Annotated in this window: 15 protein-coding genes and 1 pseudogene; 2 read left to right on the top strand and 14 right to left on the bottom strand. The window is 73.6% G+C overall.

Annotation, left to right across the window (positions count from 1 at the left end; translation table 11 throughout):
* Positions 1-131 precede the first annotated feature (131 nt).
* The 10 genes and pseudogenes from ACFY9V_RS01765 to pdhA all read right to left on the bottom strand — a co-directional run bounded on the left by ACFY9V_RS01765 (position 132) and on the right by pdhA (position 11,536).
* Positions 132-890: an ABC transporter ATP-binding protein gene (locus ACFY9V_RS01765; protein WP_355336729.1), complete on the bottom strand. Its 759-nt coding sequence runs from the start codon at positions 888-890 to the stop codon at positions 132-134.
* A gap of 281 nt (positions 891-1,171) precedes the next feature.
* Entirely contained in the window at positions 1,172-1,885 is a 714-nt protein-coding gene (locus ACFY9V_RS01770; protein WP_391158705.1) for a helix-turn-helix transcriptional regulator, read from the bottom strand.
* Positions 1,886-1,986: 101 nt separating this feature from the next.
* Positions 1,987-2,727: a hypothetical protein gene (locus ACFY9V_RS01775; protein ID WP_391158708.1), complete on the bottom strand. Its 741-nt coding sequence runs from the start codon at positions 2,725-2,727 to the stop codon at positions 1,987-1,989.
* A gap of 160 nt (positions 2,728-2,887) precedes the next feature.
* Entirely contained in the window at positions 2,888-3,847 is a 960-nt protein-coding gene (locus ACFY9V_RS01780) for an NAD(P)H-quinone oxidoreductase (protein WP_355336726.1), read from the bottom strand.
* Between the two features lie 239 nt (positions 3,848-4,086).
* Positions 4,087-5,226: a TrkA family potassium uptake protein gene (locus ACFY9V_RS01785; protein WP_188279870.1), complete on the bottom strand. Its 1,140-nt coding sequence runs from the start codon at positions 5,224-5,226 to the stop codon at positions 4,087-4,089.
* Positions 5,227-5,396: 170 nt separating this feature from the next.
* Positions 5,397-6,938 (bottom strand): molybdopterin-binding protein, encoded by a 1,542-nt coding sequence (locus ACFY9V_RS01790; protein WP_391158710.1) that lies wholly within the window; start codon positions 6,936-6,938, stop codon positions 5,397-5,399.
* Positions 6,935-7,905, bottom strand: a pseudogene (locus ACFY9V_RS01795) (DUF6457 domain-containing protein). Before ACFY9V_RS01795 ends, ACFY9V_RS01790 begins: the two are co-directional and overlap by 4 nt.
* A gap of 174 nt (positions 7,906-8,079) precedes the next feature.
* On the bottom strand, positions 8,080-9,411 hold the full coding sequence (locus ACFY9V_RS01800) for a 2-oxo acid dehydrogenase subunit E2 (RefSeq protein ID WP_391158712.1): 1,332 nt from the start codon (positions 9,409-9,411) through the stop codon (positions 8,080-8,082).
* Positions 9,411-10,439: a transketolase C-terminal domain-containing protein gene (locus ACFY9V_RS01805; protein ID WP_391041923.1), complete on the bottom strand. Its 1,029-nt coding sequence runs from the start codon at positions 10,437-10,439 to the stop codon at positions 9,411-9,413. The genes ACFY9V_RS01800 and ACFY9V_RS01805 overlap by 1 nt, the downstream gene beginning before the upstream one ends.
* The gene (pdhA, locus tag ACFY9V_RS01810; RefSeq protein ID WP_391158715.1) at positions 10,436-11,536 is read right to left on the bottom strand and encodes a pyruvate dehydrogenase (acetyl-transferring) E1 component subunit alpha; all 1,101 of its coding nucleotides are present in this window, start codon (positions 11,534-11,536) and stop codon (positions 10,436-10,438) included. The genes ACFY9V_RS01805 and pdhA overlap by 4 nt, the downstream gene beginning before the upstream one ends.
* 180 nt (positions 11,537-11,716) lie before the next feature.
* On the opposite strand from pdhA, the gene ACFY9V_RS01815 reads away from it, so the two are divergent.
* The gene (locus ACFY9V_RS01815) at positions 11,717-12,199 is read left to right on the top strand and encodes an Lrp/AsnC family transcriptional regulator (RefSeq protein ID WP_188279875.1); all 483 of its coding nucleotides are present in this window, start codon (positions 11,717-11,719) and stop codon (positions 12,197-12,199) included.
* Between the two features lie 38 nt (positions 12,200-12,237).
* On the opposite strand, the gene ACFY9V_RS01820 is transcribed toward ACFY9V_RS01815, so the two are convergent.
* From ACFY9V_RS01820 to ACFY9V_RS01830, 3 genes are all read right to left on the bottom strand, one after another.
* A complete protein-coding gene (locus ACFY9V_RS01820; RefSeq protein ID WP_391158718.1) occupies positions 12,238-13,020 on the bottom strand; it encodes an alpha/beta hydrolase family protein in 783 nt (260 codons plus the stop codon).
* 79 nt (positions 13,021-13,099) lie between these two features.
* Complete coding sequence (locus tag ACFY9V_RS01825) at positions 13,100-13,687, bottom strand: TetR family transcriptional regulator (protein ID WP_391158720.1); 588 nt, start codon at positions 13,685-13,687, stop codon at positions 13,100-13,102.
* A gap of 7 nt (positions 13,688-13,694) precedes the next feature.
* Positions 13,695-15,182: a 3-hydroxyacyl-CoA dehydrogenase gene (locus tag ACFY9V_RS01830; protein ID WP_391158721.1), complete on the bottom strand. Its 1,488-nt coding sequence runs from the start codon at positions 15,180-15,182 to the stop codon at positions 13,695-13,697.
* Between the two features lie 155 nt (positions 15,183-15,337).
* On the opposite strand from ACFY9V_RS01830, the gene paaN reads away from it, so the two are divergent.
* A complete protein-coding gene (paaN, locus tag ACFY9V_RS01835; RefSeq protein WP_391158724.1) occupies positions 15,338-17,014 on the top strand; it encodes a phenylacetic acid degradation protein PaaN in 1,677 nt (558 codons plus the stop codon).
* 9 nt (positions 17,015-17,023) lie between these two features.
* Here the strand turns inward: paaN and ACFY9V_RS01840 are convergent, their stop codons facing one another.
* Positions 17,024-17,890: a TrmH family RNA methyltransferase gene (locus ACFY9V_RS01840; RefSeq protein WP_391158726.1), complete on the bottom strand. Its 867-nt coding sequence runs from the start codon at positions 17,888-17,890 to the stop codon at positions 17,024-17,026.
* Positions 17,891-17,922: the final 32 nt, after the last annotated feature.

The raw sequence follows: 17,922 nt of genomic DNA on the forward strand, positions 1-17,922 counted from the left end.
CCACGAGTTGAGGTTCCCCGCGCGGGCGCTCGGGCCGCGGTCCTGCGAGGCGGCGGGGTCCTGCGAGGGGCCGCGGTCCTGGGAGGCGGCGCGGTCCTGCGAGGCGGCGGGGTCCTGCGAGGCGGCGCCGCTCACTGGGCCGCACCGCCGGTCAGCAGCGACTCGGCGGAGGAGCGCAGCGTCATGTCCACGACGGAGCCGTCCCGCAGGAAGACCACCCGGTCCGCCCACGCGGCGAACCGCGGCTCGTGCGTCACCAGGATGCCCGCGGCGCCCGCGTCACAGCGCGAGCGCAGCAGCGCCAGTACGGTGTCGCCGGTCTCCGAGTCCAGCGCGCCGGTGGGCTCGTCCGCCAGGACGAGGCGGCGGTCGCCGACCAGCGCGCGGGCGATGGCCACCCGCTGCTGCTGGCCGCCGGACATCTCGTCGGGGAAGCGGTCGGCCAGCTCGCCCAGGCCCATCTCCTCCAGCGCGGCGACCGCCTCGCGGCGCGCCTTGCGGGCGCCGGTGCCGTCCAGCTCGCGGGGGAGTGCCACGTTCTCGGCGGCCGTCAGCGCCGGTATCAGGTTGTAGTCCTGGAAGACGTAGCCGATGCTGCGGCGGCGCAGGGCCGCGATCTCCTTGCGGCTGGCCGTGGTCAGGTCCGTGCCTTCCACGATCACCCGGCCGGACGTCGGCAGGTCGAGGCCGCCCGCGATGGTCAGCAGCGTGGACTTGCCCGAGCCCGAGGGGCCCATCACGGCGACCAGTTCCCCCGGACGCACGTCCAGGTCTATCCCGCGCAGCGCGTGCACCTCGGTCGCTCCGGTGCCGTGCACGCGGGTGAGGGCTTCCAGGCGGAGGACGGGCGCTTCCGGCGGCGCGGCTTCGGTGTGCGGCTTTACGGACATGGGCGGTGCGTCCCCCAGGGTCGTGGAGTGCTCGTGCGGCGAAGTGCTCGGGTGCTGGCGTGCTCGGGTGCTGTGTGCTCGGGTTTCGGGGTGCTCGGGTGGCGGTGGTCCGGCCGCTGGTCGGGCGGGCCGGTCCTGGCCGGGAGGTGGCCGCGCGACGCGGCCGGGCGCAGGGGTGGGGCGTACGGGGTGGGGCGTACGGGGTCGGGCTTAGGTGCCGGACGTACGGGCCGGACGTACGCGGTCAGGCGTACGGGGCCGGGTGCCGGTCGGCGCGCGGCTCAGCGGCGGGCCCGTGTCCGCCTCAGCGCGCCGCGCAGCACCCCGTCCGGCGCGGCGTCCTTCTCGTCGCCCTTCCCGTCGTCCAGGCCGCCGCCGTCGGCGGGGTCGGCGGAACCGGCGGGATCGGGAGTCGGGGCCGGTGCGGCGGCCTCGGCCGTCGGCGCCAGCGCCGTCAGCCGTACGAGCCGGGTCTCGCAGTGGTCGAGCCACCGCGCCTCGGCCTCCGCCTGGAAGATGAGCTGGTCGAGAACGAGCTGCCAGGCCACGTCGTCGCGGTCCGGCGCCCCGCTCTGCGCGGGCGCCGCCTCCAGCGCCTGGCCCTTCAGCCGGGTGTAGTCCTGCATCGCCCGGATGGTGTGCGCGCGCTGCGCCTGGATGACGGCCCGCACGTCCACCTCCGGCGATCCGACCGCCATGGCCAGCTTGATCGCCAGCTCGTTCCGCGGCGGATTCGCCCGGTCCACGGGCCGGGCGAACCACTCCCGCAGCTCACCCCGCCCGCCCTCCGTGATGGCGTACAGCGCGTGTCCGGCGTCGTCCTCGCCCGCCGGCACCACCAGCCCGTCGCGCTCCAGCCGCGCCAGCGTCGTGTACACCTGCCCCACGTTCAGCGGCCAGGTGGAACCGGTGCGGGACTCGAACTCTGTTCTGAGCTGGAAGCCGTATCGCGGCCCCCGCTCCAGGAGGGCCAGCAGGCCGTGGCGGATCGACATACTGAGTATGTATACCGAGTATGGACCCGCCTTTCAAGGCCGCGGCGACCCGTCCGACCGGGCACAACGGGACATGAGGGGCGCGTGCGACCGCCTCGGGGTCAGTCGCGGCGCAGGCGCAGGCCCAGGAAGCCGAGACCCAGGCCGACCAGGGCGAGGCCGGCGCCGAAGGGGAGGATGCGCAGGACGCGGCGGCCGGGCTCGTAGACGGCGGGAGTCTGCGCGCGGGCCTGGGTGCGGGCGGCGTCGGGTCCTGCGGGCGCCGAAGGGCGCGGCGGGGCCTGGGCGGGCCCGCCGTCGGGGACCAGGAAGGGCGCGGAGCGCGCGGCGCCGTAGGTGGACCGTACGGGCGGGGTGAGCGGCGGCCTGGCGGCCCCGTCGCCCGGTACGGACGTCGGTGTCGGCGTCGGGACCGGTGGCCGCAGCGGGCCCGCCGGGGTGGCGGGAACGGCGGGGGAGGCCGGGGGCCGGACGCCGACCGTGGGGTCGGGGGCCGGCTTGGCGGCCGGAGCGGTGGGGGTGGGGGTGGGGGTGGGGGTGGCCGGAGCGGTCGGCTCGGTGGTGGGCTCCTCCGTCACCGGCGGCCCGCTGGGCCCGGTGGTCGGCGCGGCGTCCTGGCGTCCCCCGAGTCCGGGGCCGCCGACCGTCTCGTGCCGGCCGACGAGGCCGGGGACCAGCCCGGTGAGCACCTCGGTGACGATGTCCGCGCCCGGCGCCGGGAGCGGACGGACCGCCGGGGCCGTGGGCTCGTCGGGCCCGGGCGCGACCGCCCACGCGGAGCCCGTCGCCATCACCGTCGCCGTCGCTGTCGCCGGAACGAGCAGCGCCCCCGCGAGCAGCACGGGCGCCGCCCTCCGTATCGCGCATCGCCTGTCGGGTGCCCGCCGCACACGTCCCGCCTCTCCACCGAACCCTGTGTGGATTCAGCGTCACACGCGGCAACATTTCCGGCATCCCGGACGGCCGGCTCCGTATCGGACCGTTATCCGCGAGAGGGCGTGTTCATGCCGTGGTCAGGAGCACTTTTCCGATGTGGGTGCTGCCGTCCACCACGCGGTGCGCCTCGGCCGCGTCCCGCAGCGGGAGCGTACGGTCCACGACCGGCCGTACGGTTCCGGCCTCGATCAGCGGCCACACGTGCTCGCGTACCGCCGCCACGATCGTGGCCTTCTCGTCCAGCGGCCGGGGCCGGAGCGAGGTCGCGGCGACGGCGGCGCGCTTGCTCAGCAGCGTGGCCAGATTCAGCTCGCCCACGAGGCCGCCCTGGAGGCCGATGACGACCAGGCGGCCGTTGACCGCGAGCGCGTCCACGTTCCGCCCGAGGTACTTCGCGCCCATGATGTCGAGGATCACGTCGGCCGTGACGGCCTTCTCGAACTCCTGCTCGCGGTAGTTGATCAGGATGTCCGCGCCCAACTCCCGGCAGGCCGCCAGCTTCTCGGCGCTCCCCGCCGTGACGGCGACCGTCGCCCCCACCGCCTTGCCGAGCTGGACCGCCATCGTGCCGATCCCGCTGGAGCCGCCGTGCACCAGCAGCGTCTCACCGGGGCGCAGGTGCGCGGTGAGGAACACGTTCGACCACACCGTGGCCGTCACCTCGGGCAGCGCCGCCGCCGTCACCAGGTCGATCCCCTTGGGCACCGGCAGCAGTTGGCCCGCCGGCACCGCCACCTTCTGCGCGTATCCGCCGCCCGCGAGCAGCGCGCACACCTCGTCCCCGACCCGCCACCCCGCGACCCCGGAGCCCACCTCGACGATCCGCCCCGAACACTCGAGACCCGGATACGGCGACGCCCCCGGCGGCGGCTCGTAGAACCCCTGCCGCTGCAACAGATCCGCCCGGTTCACCGCCGTCGCCGCCACCTCGACGACGACCTCGCCCTCCCCCGCGACCGGATCCCCCACCTCCGCCCACGTCAACACCTCGGGCCCGCCCGGCTCCGGAATCGTCATCGCATACATCCCCCGAGGCTACCGCTGCCCTCAGCCCCCCAGCCCGCCGGTTCCTTTGCGCCGGACGGCCAGCCGATCTTTTAAGGGGCGCGGGGAACTGCGCGACCAGCCCCAACCGTGGCGCGGACAAAAAACCGGCCCCAGCGGGGCAGACGCCGTCGTTCCCGGGCTGACAGCCCGGCGGGGGCTGAGCGTGCAGTTCCCCGCGCCCCTAAAAAAACACGCCCTGCGCACGTGCGGGTGGGGGCCTAGGCGAGGGGCGGGCCGGCGGGCCCGGCACGGTGGATGGCAATCACGCGGTCGGTGAGAAGCAGAGGCGCAGCCTCCGGATCGTCGTGGTCGAGAAGCCGATGCCCTCGCTTGACCGACACGACGAGGTCGTGGAGGTCACGCGGCGCCTGCCCCGCCTCGGCCTTGGTCACCGGCCGTTCGATGAGATCGAGCCCGCTCCCGTAAGTGATGAGGTCGTCCATGACGACCCCGACGCTGGGGCTGAGCATGGACAGCCCGAGAAGCCGCCCGGCGGCACTGGAGCTGGTGATGACGGCATTGGCCCCGGACTGCCGCAGCAGCGGCGCGTTCTCCTCCTCGCGGACGGACGCGACGATATGGGCGCGCTTGTTGAGCTGACGCGCGGTCAACGTGACGAGCACGGCGGTGTCGTCGCGCTGCGCGGCGATGACGATCTCCTTGGCGACCTGGGCCTCGGCCCGCAGCAGCACGTCGTTGCGGGTGGCGTCGCCGACGACGGCGACGTACCCCTCGTCGGTCGCGGCCTGCACGACCTTGGGGCTCGGGTCGACGATCACGATCCGGCTCTGCGGGATGCCGCGGCCGATCAACGTCTGGGCCGCCGACCGGCCCTTGGTCCCGTATCCGACGATGACCACATGATCGCGCAAGGTTCTCCTCCAGCGCTTGAGGCGGAACTGCTCGCGGGTCCGCTCGGTCAGCACTTCCAGGGTCGTCCCGACCAGGATGATCAGGAAGATCACGCGCAACGGCGTCACCAGGAAGGTGTTCGCGAGCCGGGCGCCCGTACTGTACGGGACGATGTCGCCGTAGCCGGTCGTCGACAGCGTCACCGTCGCGTAGTAGAGCGAATCCAGGAACGACACCGAGCCGTTGGCGTTGTCGTGGTAGCCGCCGCGGTCGAAGTAGACGATCAGGACGGTGGCGAGCAGGACCAGCAGCGCCATCAGCAGGCGGCGCGAGACCTGGAGCAGCGGGCCCGCGGCGGGACGCGGGAAGGCCACCCGGCGGTACCCCGCCGTACCGGCGGAGATCGCCGCCGAGGCGCTGCCGTCGCCCGTGCCGTCGGCGCCGTCCGCGCCGCCGGGGGGAGGATCGGCGCGACCGGCCGCCGCGTCGTACCGGGGCAGTTTCATATCCCGCTCCCCATCATGTGCCGCTCACCTTCATATACCGGTGTCGTCCACCGGTCCGACGACGTATCGCTTCGCGTACGGGATCACGTACCACGTGACATGGGCTGACGGCGGTCACGTACCCCGTACCTTCACGTATCGAGCACCACCGCGTACGCACCGGGGTGCCCTCACGTGCCGCTCCCCCACGCCAGCGCGAGCGCCCCGGTGTCGAGTACGGCCGTGTCGTCGCCCGCGCGGGCGCCGCCGGGCGGGATCACGGCCATGCCGTCGGCGGCGGCGAGGCCGCGGAGCATGGCGGGGCCGGAGTAGGTGAGCGGGCGCGCGGCGGAGTCGTCGTCGAAGACCACCGGAACGAGCCGGGTGTCGACCGGGTGACCCGGCACGTCGGCGGTGAGCGGGGCCGCGTACGGGGCCGGTACGGGGCGGCCCGCGAGGGTCCGCAGCAGGGGGGCGGCGAGGGTCAGGACGCCGGACACGGCGGCCAGCGGGTTGCCGGGCAGCCCGATGAGGTGGGTGCCCGAGGGGAGTTCGGCCAGCACCATGGGGTGTCCCGGGCGGACGGCGACGCCGTCGACCAGCAGTTTCGCGCCGAGCGCGGCGAGGACCGGGTGCAGGTGGTCGACCGGTCCGCCCGCGGTGCCGCCGGTGGTGACCACGAGGTCGGCGGTGCTCTCGCGGACCGCCCTGCGCAGGAGGTCGGCGTCGTCCACCAGCCGCCGTACCGCCACCACTTCGGCGCCGAGCGCGCGCAGCGACGACGGGAGCATCGGGCCGAGCGCGTCCCGTACCCGCCCCGACCTGGGCAGGCCGTGGTCCAGCAACTCGTCGCCGAGGACCAGGACTTCGACGCGCGGCCGTACGGTGACGGTCAGCTCGTCGTAGCCCGCGGCGGCGGCCAGACCGAGTACGGCGGGCGTCACGACGGTGCCCGCGGGCAGCAACTCCTCGCCGCCCCTGCACTCCTGGCCGCGCATTCTGACCTCCTGGCCCGGCGCGGGCGCGGGGTGCGGCGACCGCACCTGCAACCACTCGCCGTCCGTGCGGCGCTGCGTCCAGCCGTGTTCGCTGCGCAGCACCGCGGTGGTGCCGGTCGGCACGGCGGCGCCGGTCGCGATGGGGGCGGCGTGGCCGACGAGCAGCGGCTCCGCCGGGCGCTGCTGTCCGGCGAGCACCGAGGCGCCGCGCAGCCGCCACGGGCCCGGGCCCGCCACCGCCCAGCCGTCCATCGCGGAGGAGTCGAACGACGGCAGGTCCGTCAGCGCCGTCAGCGCCCTGGCCAGCGTCATGCCCAGCAGGTCCTCTCCCAACTCCCGTGTTTCGGAGCCGAGTCGGCGGCCGACGCGGCGCGCGATCCGCCGCGCCTCGGGCCACGGCACGGCGTCGGCGGGGGAGGGGAGCGGGGGTTGGGGCTGGGGCTGGGGCTGGCGCTGGGGTTGGGCGGGTGCCTGCGCGGGGGCCGGGCCCTGGACGGGGGGCCGGGGCGCGGGGCCCTCCGGGGTGGGGGCGGTGTCGTCCCGGCCGTGGCGGAGGGCGACGGACAGCGGGTCGTTACGGTCCTGGCCTCCGTAACCGGCCGCGCTGGCGGCGGTACGGCGCGACTCGTTGGCCAGGGCGAGGGCGTCGTCGAGCGCGCGGTCGGCCGCGTCGGAGGCGCGCGGGTCGGAGGCGCCCGCGTCGAAGGCGCCCGCGCCGGGACGGGTGCCGCTCATTCCGCCGGTTCCGGGTCGGTGCCGGGGGTGCCGGGGGTGCCTGGTTTCCGCGCGTCGGCCTCCTGCGCGTCGGCCTCCTGCGCCCAGCGCACGGCGAGGGCGGCGGCCTTGTCGGCCGCCTCCCGTACGGCCTCGGGGCCGCCGCCCGCGCGCGCCGCCGCGTAACCCACCAGGAAGGTGGTCAGCGGCGCGGCCGGACGAGCGACGCCGTGCGCCGCGTCGCGGGCCAGATCGAGCAGGACGCCGGTGTCCACGTCCAGCTCGATACCCAGTTCGGTCTTGGCTGCTGCGATCCATTCGTCCAACACAGGGCCATGGTCCCTGAAACCTGGCTCGCTGTGGGACAGGCTCACCCCTCGGACACCCCGTCCAGCCGTGCCCGCGCCACCGCCACGTCCTCCCACGTATCGCAGTCGAACGACGCGTCCCCCGTCGGATCGGCCCGCCTGCGCACCACCAGCTCCCGTGTCAGCAGCCGCAACGGCAGCCCCGCCAGCCCGCCGTGCTCCCCCTTCAGCAGCGCCACCTCCCGGCGCAGCGCCTCCCCCCAATACGCCCCCGCCAACGGCTGATCCCGCCCTCCCGCGTCGGTGAGCAGCACCCCTTCCGTCCCGGTGCCGAGCGCGCCCAGCGCCTCCACCAGGCCGGTCACGGCGCCGACCGTCAAGAACGGCAGATCGGCCGCCAGCACGACGACGATTTCTGGCGCGGGAAGCGGCGGCCCCGATGGGGCCAAGTGGGCCAACGCGGTCAGCCCGGCGTCGAGCGCGGGCAGCGGCCCGCCCCCCGGCGGCTCCTCCCGCGCCCAGCTCACCGGCCGTACGGTCCCCCGGCGCGGCCCCACGACCACCGTCCGCTCCGCCCCCGCGCACGCCGCCAGCACCCGGTCGAGCAGCATCCGCCCCCCGACCTCCACCGCCGCCTTGTCCACCCCCCCGAGCCGCCTCGCCCCACCCCCGGCCAACACCACCGCATCAAACCCAGTCGCCACCCCCCGAGTATCCCCGGCCCCGGCGCACCCCGATCTTTTTGGGCGCGCCCCCGCGCTGGACGCTGCACCGATCTTTTAAGGAACGCCCCCGCGCTGGACGCTGCACCGATCTTTTAAGGGGCGCGGGGGGGACCTCCCAGCGCCCGGGGGTCAGACGGCGGCGAGGAGAACGGCCGGGCTCTCGACGCAGTCGGCGACAAAGCGAAGGAACCCCCCTGCGGTCCCACCGTCGCAGACCCGGTGATCGAAGGTGAAGGAGAGCTGCACGACGTGACGCACGGCCAACTCGCCCTGGTGAACCCACGGCTTGGGGGCGATACGGCCGACACCGAGCATGGCGGCCTCGGGATGGTTGAGGATCGGGGTGGAACCGTCCACCCCGAAGACCCCGTAGTTGTTGAGCGTGACGGTGCCGCCGGTCAGGTCCCGCGGCGTCAGCGCCCCCGTCCGAGCGGCCTCGGTCAGGCGGCCGATCTCCGCGGAGAGCCCGGCCGTGGACCTGGTGTGGGCGTCGCGCACGACAGGCACGACCAGGCCGCGTTCGGTCTGCGCCGCGAAGCCGAGGTGGACGGCCGGCAGCCGTACGATCTCGCGCCGCTCGGTGTCGACCGTGGCGTTCAGCTCCGGGTAACGGGCCAGCCCCGCCGTCACGATCCTGGCGAAGAGGGCCAGCACCGAGATCCGCTCGCCGCCCGAGGCGTTCATCGCCGCCCGCGCGGCCAGCAGTTCGGTGGCGTCGGCGTCCACCCAGCACGTGGCGTCCGGTATCTCCCGCCGACTGCGGGCCAGCTTGTCCGCGACCGTGCCGCGTACCCCGCGCAGCGGCACCCGCTCCTCCCCCGCCGGCGCGGGAGCCGGGGCCGGGGCCGGGGCAGGTGCCGCCGGAGCCGCCACCGCGCGCTCGACGTCCGCCCGCAGGATCAGCCCGTCGGGCCCCGTACCGGCCAGGTCCCGCAGGTCCAGCCCGTGTTCCCTGGCCAGCCGCCGTACCAGCGGCGATATGACGGCCACCGGGCCGTCGGCGACGGGCGCCCCGGCGACAGGCACCTCGGTGACCGAAACCGCCGCCTGCACCGAACCGTCCACCGCCCGCACCCGTCCGCGGCGCCGCGCCACCGCCGTACCGGTGCCGTAACCGACCAGCACATTGCCCGAGCCCTCATCGGCCCCGCCGCCCGAGGCGTCCGAGTCGCTCGGGGCGTCCGACCCCACCGGGTTCCCGGCCGCGTCGGAGTGCGAGCCCACCGCGACCGTGACCAGGGGGCGGCCCACGTCGAGGGTGTCGCCCTCGGCGCCGAAGCGGGCGGTCACGACACCGCCGTAGGGGCAGGGGACCTCGACGACGGCCTTAGCGGTCTCGACCTCGACCACCGGCTGGTCGATGGCGACGACCTCGCCGACCTCCACCAGCCAGCGCACGATCTCCGCCTCTGTGAGCCCTTCGCCCAGGTCGGGGAGCGTGAATTCCTTGACGACGGCCATCAGCCCTCCCACTGCAAGCGGCCGACGGCGTCGAGAATCCGGTCGACGCCGGGCAGATGGTGCCGTTCCAGCATCGGCGGCGGGTAGGGGATGTCGAATCCGGCGACGCGCAGGACCGGCGCCTCCAGGTGGTGGAAGCAGCGCTCGGTGATCCGGGCCGCTATCTCGGCGCCCATGCCGCCGAAACCGGACGACTCGTGCACGACGACCGCCCGCCCGGTGCCGCGTACGGCCGCCGCGACCGTCTCCTCGTCGAAGGGCACGAGGCTGCGCAGATCGACCACGCCCAGGTCCCAGCCCTCCTCCTTGGCGGCCTCCGCGGCCTCCAGGCAGACCGGGAGCGAGGGGCCGTAGGTGACCAGCGTCGCAGTGCGCCCGGTGCGCCGCACCACAGCGCGGCCGATCGGCGGAACCTCGGCCGGTGCGGCCGGCGACCAGTCGGACTTGGACCAGTAGAGCCGCTTCGGCTCCAGGAAGACCACCGGGTCGTCGGAGGCGATGGCCGCCCGCAGCAGCCCGTAGGCGTCCTCGACGGTGGCCGGGGTGACCACATGGAGGCCGGGGGTGTGCGCGTAGTACGCCTCGGAGGAGTCGCTGTGGTGCTCGACGCCGCCGATTCCGCCGCCGTACGGGATGCGGATGGTGATCGGCAGCGGCAGCGCGCCACGCGTGCGGTTGCGCATCTTCGCCACATGGCTGACGAGTTGCTCGAACGACGGGTAGGCGAAGGCGTCGAACTGCATCTCGACCACCGGGCGGAGCCCGTACATCGCCATGCCGACCGCCGCGCCGAGGATGCCCGCCTCGGCGAGCGGGGTGTCGGTGCAGCGGCTGTCGCCGAATTCGGCGGCGAGCCCGTCGGTGATCCGGAAGACGCCGCCCAGGGTGCCGATGTCCTCGCCGAGGACGTGGACGGAGTCGTCGGCCGTGAGCGCGTCACGCAGCGCCTGGTTGAGGGCCTGCGCCATGGTGGCGGGTCTGCGGGTGGGCGCGGCGGCGCGTCCCGCGGTCGGTGCGACGGTGGTCATGACTGCCGCTCCGCTTCCAGTTCGGCCCGCAACTGGGCCTCCTGCTGCCGCAGTTGCTGCGTGGGCTCGGCGTAGACGTGGGCGAACAGCTCCATCGGGTCGAGCCGCGGATCGGCGTTCATCCGCTCCCGCAGGTCCGCCGCCATGGTCTCGGCCTCGTCGGCCGCGCTCCGCCTGACGTCGTCGTCGAGCAGTCCGCGGCCGGTCAGCTCCCGTTCCAGCAGGGCGATCGGGTCGTGCGCGCGCCAGGCGGCGACCTCGTCGTCGTCGCGGTATCGGGTGGCGTCGTCGGCGTTGGTGTGCGCGTCCATCCGGTAGGTGACGGCCTCCACGAGCGTGGGGCCGCCGCCGTCCCTGGCCCGCCCGACGGCCTCGGTCAGCACCTCGTGCACGGCGGCCACGTCGTTGCCGTCGACCAGCCGTCCCGGCATCCCGTAGCCGACCGCCTTGTGGGCGAAGGAAGGGGCCGCGGTCTGCTTGGCGAGCGGCACGGAGATCGCGAAGCCGTTGTTCTGCACGAGGAAGACCACCGGGGCCTGCCAGACGGCCGCGAAGTTCAGCGCCTCGTGGAAGTCGCCCTCGCTGGTGCCGCCGTCGCCGACCATGGCGAGCGCCACGACGTCGTCGCCGGTCAGCCGGGCGGCGCGGGCCAGCCCGACCGCGTGCGGGAGCTGCGTGGCCAGCGGGGTGCTGAGCGGCGCCACCCGGTGTTCGTGCGGGTCGTAACCGGTGTGCCAGTCGCCGCGCAGCAGTGTCAGCGCCTCGACCGGGTCCACGCCTCTGGCGACCACCGCGAGGGTGTCGCGGTAGCTGGGGAACAGCCAGTCACGGGGCCGCAGCGCGAGAGCGGCGGCGATCTCGCAGGCCTCCTGACCGGTGCTCGACGGGTAGACGGCGAGCCTGCCCTGCTTGGTGAGGGCGGTGGCCTGCCGGTTGTAGCGCCGGCCGCGGACGAGCTGCCCGTACAGCGTGTGGAGCAGGGCGGGGTCGAGCTCCGCGGCAGCGGGGGTGCCGAGCAGCCGGTACGGCTCCGGGTCGGGCAGCAGCGGCGCGGCTTCGGTGCGGGGGCGCCAGGCAGGGGTGTCCAGCACGGTCATCGCGAGCACCTCCTTGTGGTCGGTGACCGAAAAAGCGATCGGGCGTGAGCGGGTGTCGCTCCCTACCGATTGTTCGGTCGCCGGAGGCATTTTGGCTACAGGGTGGTTTCGCCTGTGGACAAACGGTTCTGCACAGCCTGAGATGGAGCCAGTACGTCCATGGTAAGGAGGCGCGGGGGGATGGCGAGAGAACAGATGGCCGCACAGGACCCGGAGGTCCGACCGCTGGACCCGATCGACCGCACGATCCTGCGGCTGCTCCAGGAGGACGGAAGGGCCTCGATACGCTCCGTCGCCGAGCGCGTGCACGTCTCACGGGCGAACGCGTACGCCCGGATCAACCGGCTCATCGAGGACGGGGTCATCCGAGGTTTCACCGCTCGCGTCGACCACGAACGTGCGGGACAGGGCGCGTCCGCGTACATCACGCTCAAGATCGTCCAGAATTCCTGGCGGACCGTCCGTGAACAACTCATCACTCTTCCGGGTGTTGCCCACATTGCCCTGGTAAGTGGTGATTTCGATGTTTTGCTGCTGGTCCACACCGCCGACAACCGGACCCTGCGCGAGCTGGTCCTGACCCGGCTCCAGGCCATCGAGGAAGTCCTCAGCAGCCGCACCCTGCTGGTCTTCGAGGAGACCGACCAGGTCGTCGGCGACTGAGGACCGGCGCCGGCCCCGACCGCGACCAGCGCCTCCGGTCAGCCGCCGTACTTCTTGAGGAACGCCTTGACCTTCGCGTAGTTCGCCTCGTCGGACAGCATGCTCACGCCGTGGTTGAAGCCGCCGACGATCGTCAGGTCGTTCTCCTTCGCCTTCTTCGTCAGCTTGCTCAGCTCCTTCGTGGAGTCCTGGAAGGGGCTGTCCAATTCGGCGGCCATGTAGAAGACGGGCATCGTCAGATTCGGTACGACCATCGAGGCGTCCATGCCGGAGTACGTCGAGGGCGCGGACAGCGAGACGACCGCGTCGACCGGTGGCGTGATGGCGCCCGCGGCGGACAGCACCGCCGTACCGCCCTTGGACGCGCCGACCAGCAGCAGCTTCGTCACGCCCTTGGACCGCAGGTAGGCCGCCGCCGCGGTGAGTTCCCGCACCTCGCTGCCCGCGGAGTTCACGGCCAGCACGCGGTAGCCGTCCGCGGCCAGGTCCTGCGCGTGCGGCACCCACTGGCAGACGTCCCCGTCCGCCTGGTGGGCCAGCACCAGCCCGGTGCCGCCGGTGCCGGTCAGATAGCCCTCGACGTCCTGGCCGTCCCCGCCCGGGAAACTCACCGAGCCCGCCTTGGCCTGTTCGGGTGACAGGCAGCCGAAGCCGTTCACCGTGGCGGTGGGCGTGGGGGCGGGCGCGGCCCTGTCCTTGCCCTTGGCGCCCCCGCCGCCTCCGCACCCGGCCAGCAGCAGGAGGGAAACGGCCAGCGCGGAGGCGGCCACCGCCCGCACCGGCGGCCCGAATCGCGCGACAGATCGCTCAGCGGAGAACATGGCTGGATCGTGCCGGGGCCACCCCCGGTGGGTCAATGGTCTGGACCATCCGACCGCACGGTCGCCCGGCTCGCCGTCGCTACATACGCAGCCCGTCGAACGCCAGCCGCACCACCGCGTCCGCCACCTGCTGCCGGTCGAGCGCGCCCTTGGCCTCCGGCCGGTACCACTCCACGATCGAGTTGATCATCCCGAAAAGCAGCCTGGTCGCCAGCCTGACATCCACGTCGCCGCGCAGATCGCCGTCCGCGACCGCCGCCTTCAACAGGTCCGCCACCCGCTGGTCGAACTCCCTGCGCCGCTCCATCGCCCAGCGCTCGGTGTCGGTGTTCCCGCGCACCCGCAGCAGAAGGGTGACGTAGGGAAGTTCCGCCATCAGCACCTCTGTCGTACGCCGGGTGACGTACTCCAGGCGCCGCACCGCGCGGCCGTCGACCGCTCCGGGCTCCTCCAGGATGCCGAAAAGCCCCTCAAGGGCGCGGCCCACCGCCCTGTTCAGCAGTTCTTCCTTGCCGCGCACATGGTGGTAGATCGACGACTTCGAGATGCCCGCGGCGCGCGAGAGATGCTCCATGGACGTGCCGTCGTAACCGCGCTCGTTGAAGACCTCGACGGCGACGGCGAGCAGCGAATCCGGCGTATAGGTGTCGCGCTTGGGCATGGTCATGAGGAGATCATTCTTCCTCCGCCCTCGCGCGCCACAGCACTTCGACCGAAGGCGCGTAACGGCCGTTGGGGTAGTACGAGTGCAGCGACTCCAGCGTTTCGCGCACCCAGGACAGGGAGAGCCGCTCGCCCCATTGCAGCGGGCCCAGCGGGTAGTTCACACCGAGGCGCATGGCGGTGTCGACGTCGGCGGCGGACGCCACTTCCTTTGCGACGGCGTCGGCCGCGAGGTCCACCAGCATCGCGACCGTCCGCGCCACGATCAGTCCGGGGACCAGCCGGATGACGCTGACCTGCTTGCCGAGCGCCTGGAAGAGCCCGACGGCCTCCGCGAGCGCCGCGTCCGGCACCTCCGGGGTCCGCGCGAGCGCCATCCTGGTGGCCGTCGTGTAATCGGCCGCCAGGTCGAACTGGATACCCGGCTCCAGGGTGCCGTCCGCCGGGTAGAGATACGTTCCGTCACTCAACTCGAAGCCCTGGACGCCGTCGTCCTCGGTGACCTCGATCCCGGCCGCGCGCACCAGGCCGACGAGGGCCTCCGCGGGACCCAGATCGCCGTGCACCACGCGCCGCGGCGCGTCCGCGGGCTCCGCGGTGTGCGGTCCGGGCGCCGCGCCATGCTCCGGCGCCGGTTCGTACACGAACCAGCCGCGGCCCGTCTTGCGGCCGAGGCGGCCGGACTCCACCAGGCGGCGCTGGGCGAGCGACGGCGTGAATTTGGGGTCGTGGAAGAACGACTCCCACACCGATCTGGTGACCGCCTCGTTCACGTCCTGGCCGATCAGGTCGGTGAGCGCGAAGGGGCCCATGGCGAAGCCGCCGCATTCGCGCAGCACCGCGTCGATGGTGGCGGGGTCCGCGGCCCGCTCCTCGTGGACACGCAGGGCCTCGGCGTAGAAGGGACGGGCGATCCGGTTGACGATGAAGCCGGGGGTGTCGGCGCAGCGCACCGGGGTCTTTCCCCAGGCGGCGGCCGTGTCGTAGGCGGTGTCGACGGCTGCGGGGTCCGAGGCGGCGCCCGCGACGACCTCGACCAGCGGGAGCAGCGGGGCCGGATTGAAGAAGTGCAGGCCGACGAGGCGGCCGGGCAGCCGCAGGGCGCCCGCGACGGCGGTCACCGACAGGGAGGAGGTGTTGGTCGCCAGCAGGCAGCCGTCGCCGACGGTCTCCTCCAGTTCGGCGAAGAGCCGCCGCTTGACGGCCAGATCCTCCACGACGGCCTCGACGACGAGCGCGGCCGGTGCCAGGTCCGCGATGCCGTCGGCGGGGACGAGCCGGTCCAGCGCGGCCCGGTGTTCGGCCGTGTCGAGGCGGCCCTTCTCGGCCAGCCGGGCCAGCCGCGCCCCGACGCCCGCCGCGGCCTTCGCGGCCAGTCCCGGCGCGGCGTCGTACAGCAGCACGCGGTGCCCCGCGAGCAGCGCGACCTGCGCGATTCCCTGGCCCATGGTGCCTGCGCCGACGACGGCGACGACACCGCCGCGGTCAAGTGCGGTCACGGTGGCACAGCTCCTTCCCGAGGTACTGCGGAGATCCTGCCGGGTCTTTCCGAGTTATCCACAGGCCGGGACGTCCCTCTTGTCCCGACCGAACATTCGGTTAATCTAGCGTTGTCTCTGCTACTCAGCCCAGCTCGACGAGGAGTTGGTCCGCCATGTCCGCCACTGTCTCCGCCGTGACCTTGATCGAACGCCATCGTGACACGCTTGACAAGGCGCTCGATGCCGTCAGGACCCGGGCGTACTGGTCGCCCTACCCCGAGCACCCCAAGGCGTACGCCGACGCCGACGAGGGCAAGGCCGCCTTCGACGCGCTGCTCGGCCACCGCTTCGAGCTGGACCAGCCCGGCACGGACGGCTGGACGGGCACCGAGCGCTCCCCGTACGGGCCGGACCTCGGCGTGGAGTACCCGCACCCCGATCCGGACGTGCTGCTGCCCGCGATGCGCGCCGCGATGCCCGCCTGGCGGGACGCGGGACCCGAGGCGCGCGCCATGGTGTGCCTGGAGATCCTGGCGCGGATCAACGCGCGGACGCACGAGTTCGCGCACGCCGTGATGCACACCTCCGGGCAGGCGTTCACGATGTCCTTCCAGGCCGGCGGCCCGCACGCGCAGGACCGCGGCCTCGAAGCGGTGGCGTACGCGTACGTGGAGCAGGTCCGCACCCCGGAGACCGCGGAGTGGATCAAGCCGCAGGGCAAGCGCGACCCGCTCAATCTGCGGAAGTCCTTCACCGCGGTGCCGCGCGGCATCGGCCTGGTGATCGGCTGCAACACCTTCCCGACGTGGAACGGCTATCCGGGGCTCTTCGCCTCCCTGGCCACCGGCAACGCGGTGCTGGTCAAGCCGCACCCGCGCGCGGTGCTGCCGCTGGCCCTGACCGTACGGGTGGCGCGCGAGGTGCTGGCCGAGGCGGGCTTCTCGCCCGACCTGGTCTGCCTGGCCGTCGAGCGGCCCGGCGAGGGCCTGGCCAAGACCCTGGCGCTGCGCCCCGAGGTCCGGGTCATCGACTACACCGGCTCCACCGCCTTCGGCGACTGGCTGGAGGCCAACGCCCGCCAAGCGCAGATCTTCACCGAGAAGGCCGGCGTCAACACCGTGGTGATCGACTCCACCGACGACTACCGCGGCATGCTCTCCAACCTCGCCTTCTCGCTGTCCCTCTACAGCGGCCAGATGTGCACCACCCCGCAGAATCTGCTGATCCCGCGCGACGGCATCGACACCGACGCGGGACGGCGGAGCTACGACGCGGTGGTCGCCGACATCGCTGGCGCGGTCGACGGGCTGCTCGGCGACGACGCGCGGGCCAACGCGCTGCTCGGCGCCCTGGTGAATCCGGACGTCAAGACACGGCTCGACGCCGCCCCCGGGCTGGGCGAAGTCGCCCTCGCCTCCCGCTCGGTGACCCACCCGGACTTCCCCGACGCGGTCGTCCGCACCCCGGTGCTGGTCAAGCTCGACGGCGCCAAGCCGGACGCCGAGGCGGCGTATCTGTCGGAGTGCTTCGGCCCGGTCGCCTTCGCCGTGGCCGTGGACTCGACCGCCGACGCGCTGGAGCTGCTGCGCCGTACCGTCCGCGACAAGGGCGCGATGACGGTCGGCGGCTACACCACCTCCGCCGAGGTGGAGCGCGGCCTGGAGGAGGTCTGCTGGGAGGAGTGCGCGCAGCTCTCGCTCAATCTGACCGGCGGTGTGTACGTCAACCAGACGGCCGCCTTCTCCGACTTCCACGGCTCCGGCGGCAATCCGGCGGCCAACGCGGCGCTGTGCGACGGCGCGTTCGTCGCGAGCCGCTTCCGGATGGTGGAGGTGCGGCGGCCCGCCTGATCGCGGGGTTCAGGGGCGGCCGGGTACCCGCGGCGAGCGGGACGTGGCCGCCCAGTGGAAGAGCGCCATGCCGACGCTGGTGGCCAGGTTGTAGCTGGAGACCTGCGGACGCATCGGCAGCGCGACCAACTCGGCGGCGCGTCCGCGCAGTTCGGCGGAGACGCCGTGCCGCTCCGAGCCGAAGACGATGAGCGCGTCGTCGGGGAGTTCGACGGAGCGGATGTCCTTGCCCTCCGGGTCGAGGACGTACAGCGGTCCCGGCGGCAGCGCGTCGGCGGCCGTACGTTCCACCGCGGTCGCGTAGTGCAGTCCGGCGCCCGCGCGCAGGGCGTTGGGGTGCCAGGGGTCGAGATCTCCGGTGCTCACCACGCCGGTGACGCCGAATCCGGCCGCCAGCCGGATCACCGCCCCGACGTTGCCGAGATTGCGCGGGCTGTCCAGGACGACGACCGGTGCCTGCCGGGGCCGTTCGGCCAGCAGCGCCAGATTGGCCGCCCGGTCGCGCCGGTCGGCGAGCGCGGCCACCGCGGTGGGGTGCACCCGCGTCACCAGCCCGCGCAGCGCCGCGGCGGGGATCTCGGTGACGCCCGCCGCCAACTCCTCGGCCAGGTCGGGGGCCAGCTCCGCCGCGAGGCGCAGCACGGCCGCCTTGTCGCTGCTGACCGCGGTGCGCACGCGGGCGCCGAAGCGCAGCGCGTGCTTGAGGGCGTGGAAGCCGTCGAGCAGCACCGCGTCCGGCGCGGCGGCCTGCCAGGCGAGGACGGCGGCCGTGGCGCTTGTGGTGGCCGCGTCGGCCCCGGTGGCCTGAGCGGCTCCGGTCGCCGGGTCGGCTCCGGCTGCGGCGCCGGGTCGGTGGCGGGCCTCGTCCTCGGTCATGGCCTCAGCGTACGGTGCGGCCCGCCTGCCCG

Source organism: Streptomyces sp. NPDC008317 (assembly GCF_042955955.1).
Lineage (GTDB): Bacteria > Actinomycetota > Actinomycetes > Streptomycetales > Streptomycetaceae > Actinacidiphila.

Coding starts and splice junctions, on each gene's coding strand:
- ACFY9V_RS01765 (WP_355336729.1), bottom strand. CDS start 890: ATGTCCGTAAAGCCGCACACCGAAGCCGCGCCGCCGGAAGCGCCCGTC.
- ACFY9V_RS01770 (WP_391158705.1), bottom strand. CDS start 1,885: ATGTCGATCCGCCACGGCCTGCTGGCCCTCCTGGAGCGGGGGCCGCGA.
- ACFY9V_RS01780 (WP_355336726.1), bottom strand. CDS start 3,847: ATGTATGCGATGACGATTCCGGAGCCGGGCGGGCCCGAGGTGTTGACG.
- ACFY9V_RS01785 (WP_188279870.1), bottom strand. CDS start 5,226: ATGAAACTGCCCCGGTACGACGCGGCGGCCGGTCGCGCCGATCCTCCC.
- ACFY9V_RS01790 (WP_391158710.1), bottom strand. CDS start 6,938: ATGAGCGGCACCCGTCCCGGCGCGGGCGCCTTCGACGCGGGCGCCTCC.
- ACFY9V_RS01800 (WP_391158712.1), bottom strand. CDS start 9,411: ATGGCCGTCGTCAAGGAATTCACGCTCCCCGACCTGGGCGAAGGGCTC.
- ACFY9V_RS01805 (WP_391041923.1), bottom strand. CDS start 10,439: ATGACCACCGTCGCACCGACCGCGGGACGCGCCGCCGCGCCCACCCGC.
- pdhA (WP_391158715.1), bottom strand. CDS start 11,536: ATGACCGTGCTGGACACCCCTGCCTGGCGCCCCCGCACCGAAGCCGCG.
- ACFY9V_RS01815 (WP_188279875.1), top strand. CDS start 11,717: ATGGCGAGAGAACAGATGGCCGCACAGGACCCGGAGGTCCGACCGCTG.
- ACFY9V_RS01820 (WP_391158718.1), bottom strand. CDS start 13,020: ATGTTCTCCGCTGAGCGATCTGTCGCGCGATTCGGGCCGCCGGTGCGG.
- ACFY9V_RS01825 (WP_391158720.1), bottom strand. CDS start 13,687: ATGACCATGCCCAAGCGCGACACCTATACGCCGGATTCGCTGCTCGCC.
- paaN (WP_391158724.1), top strand. CDS start 15,338: ATGTCCGCCACTGTCTCCGCCGTGACCTTGATCGAACGCCATCGTGAC.
- ACFY9V_RS01840 (WP_391158726.1), bottom strand. CDS start 17,890: ATGACCGAGGACGAGGCCCGCCACCGACCCGGCGCCGCAGCCGGAGCC.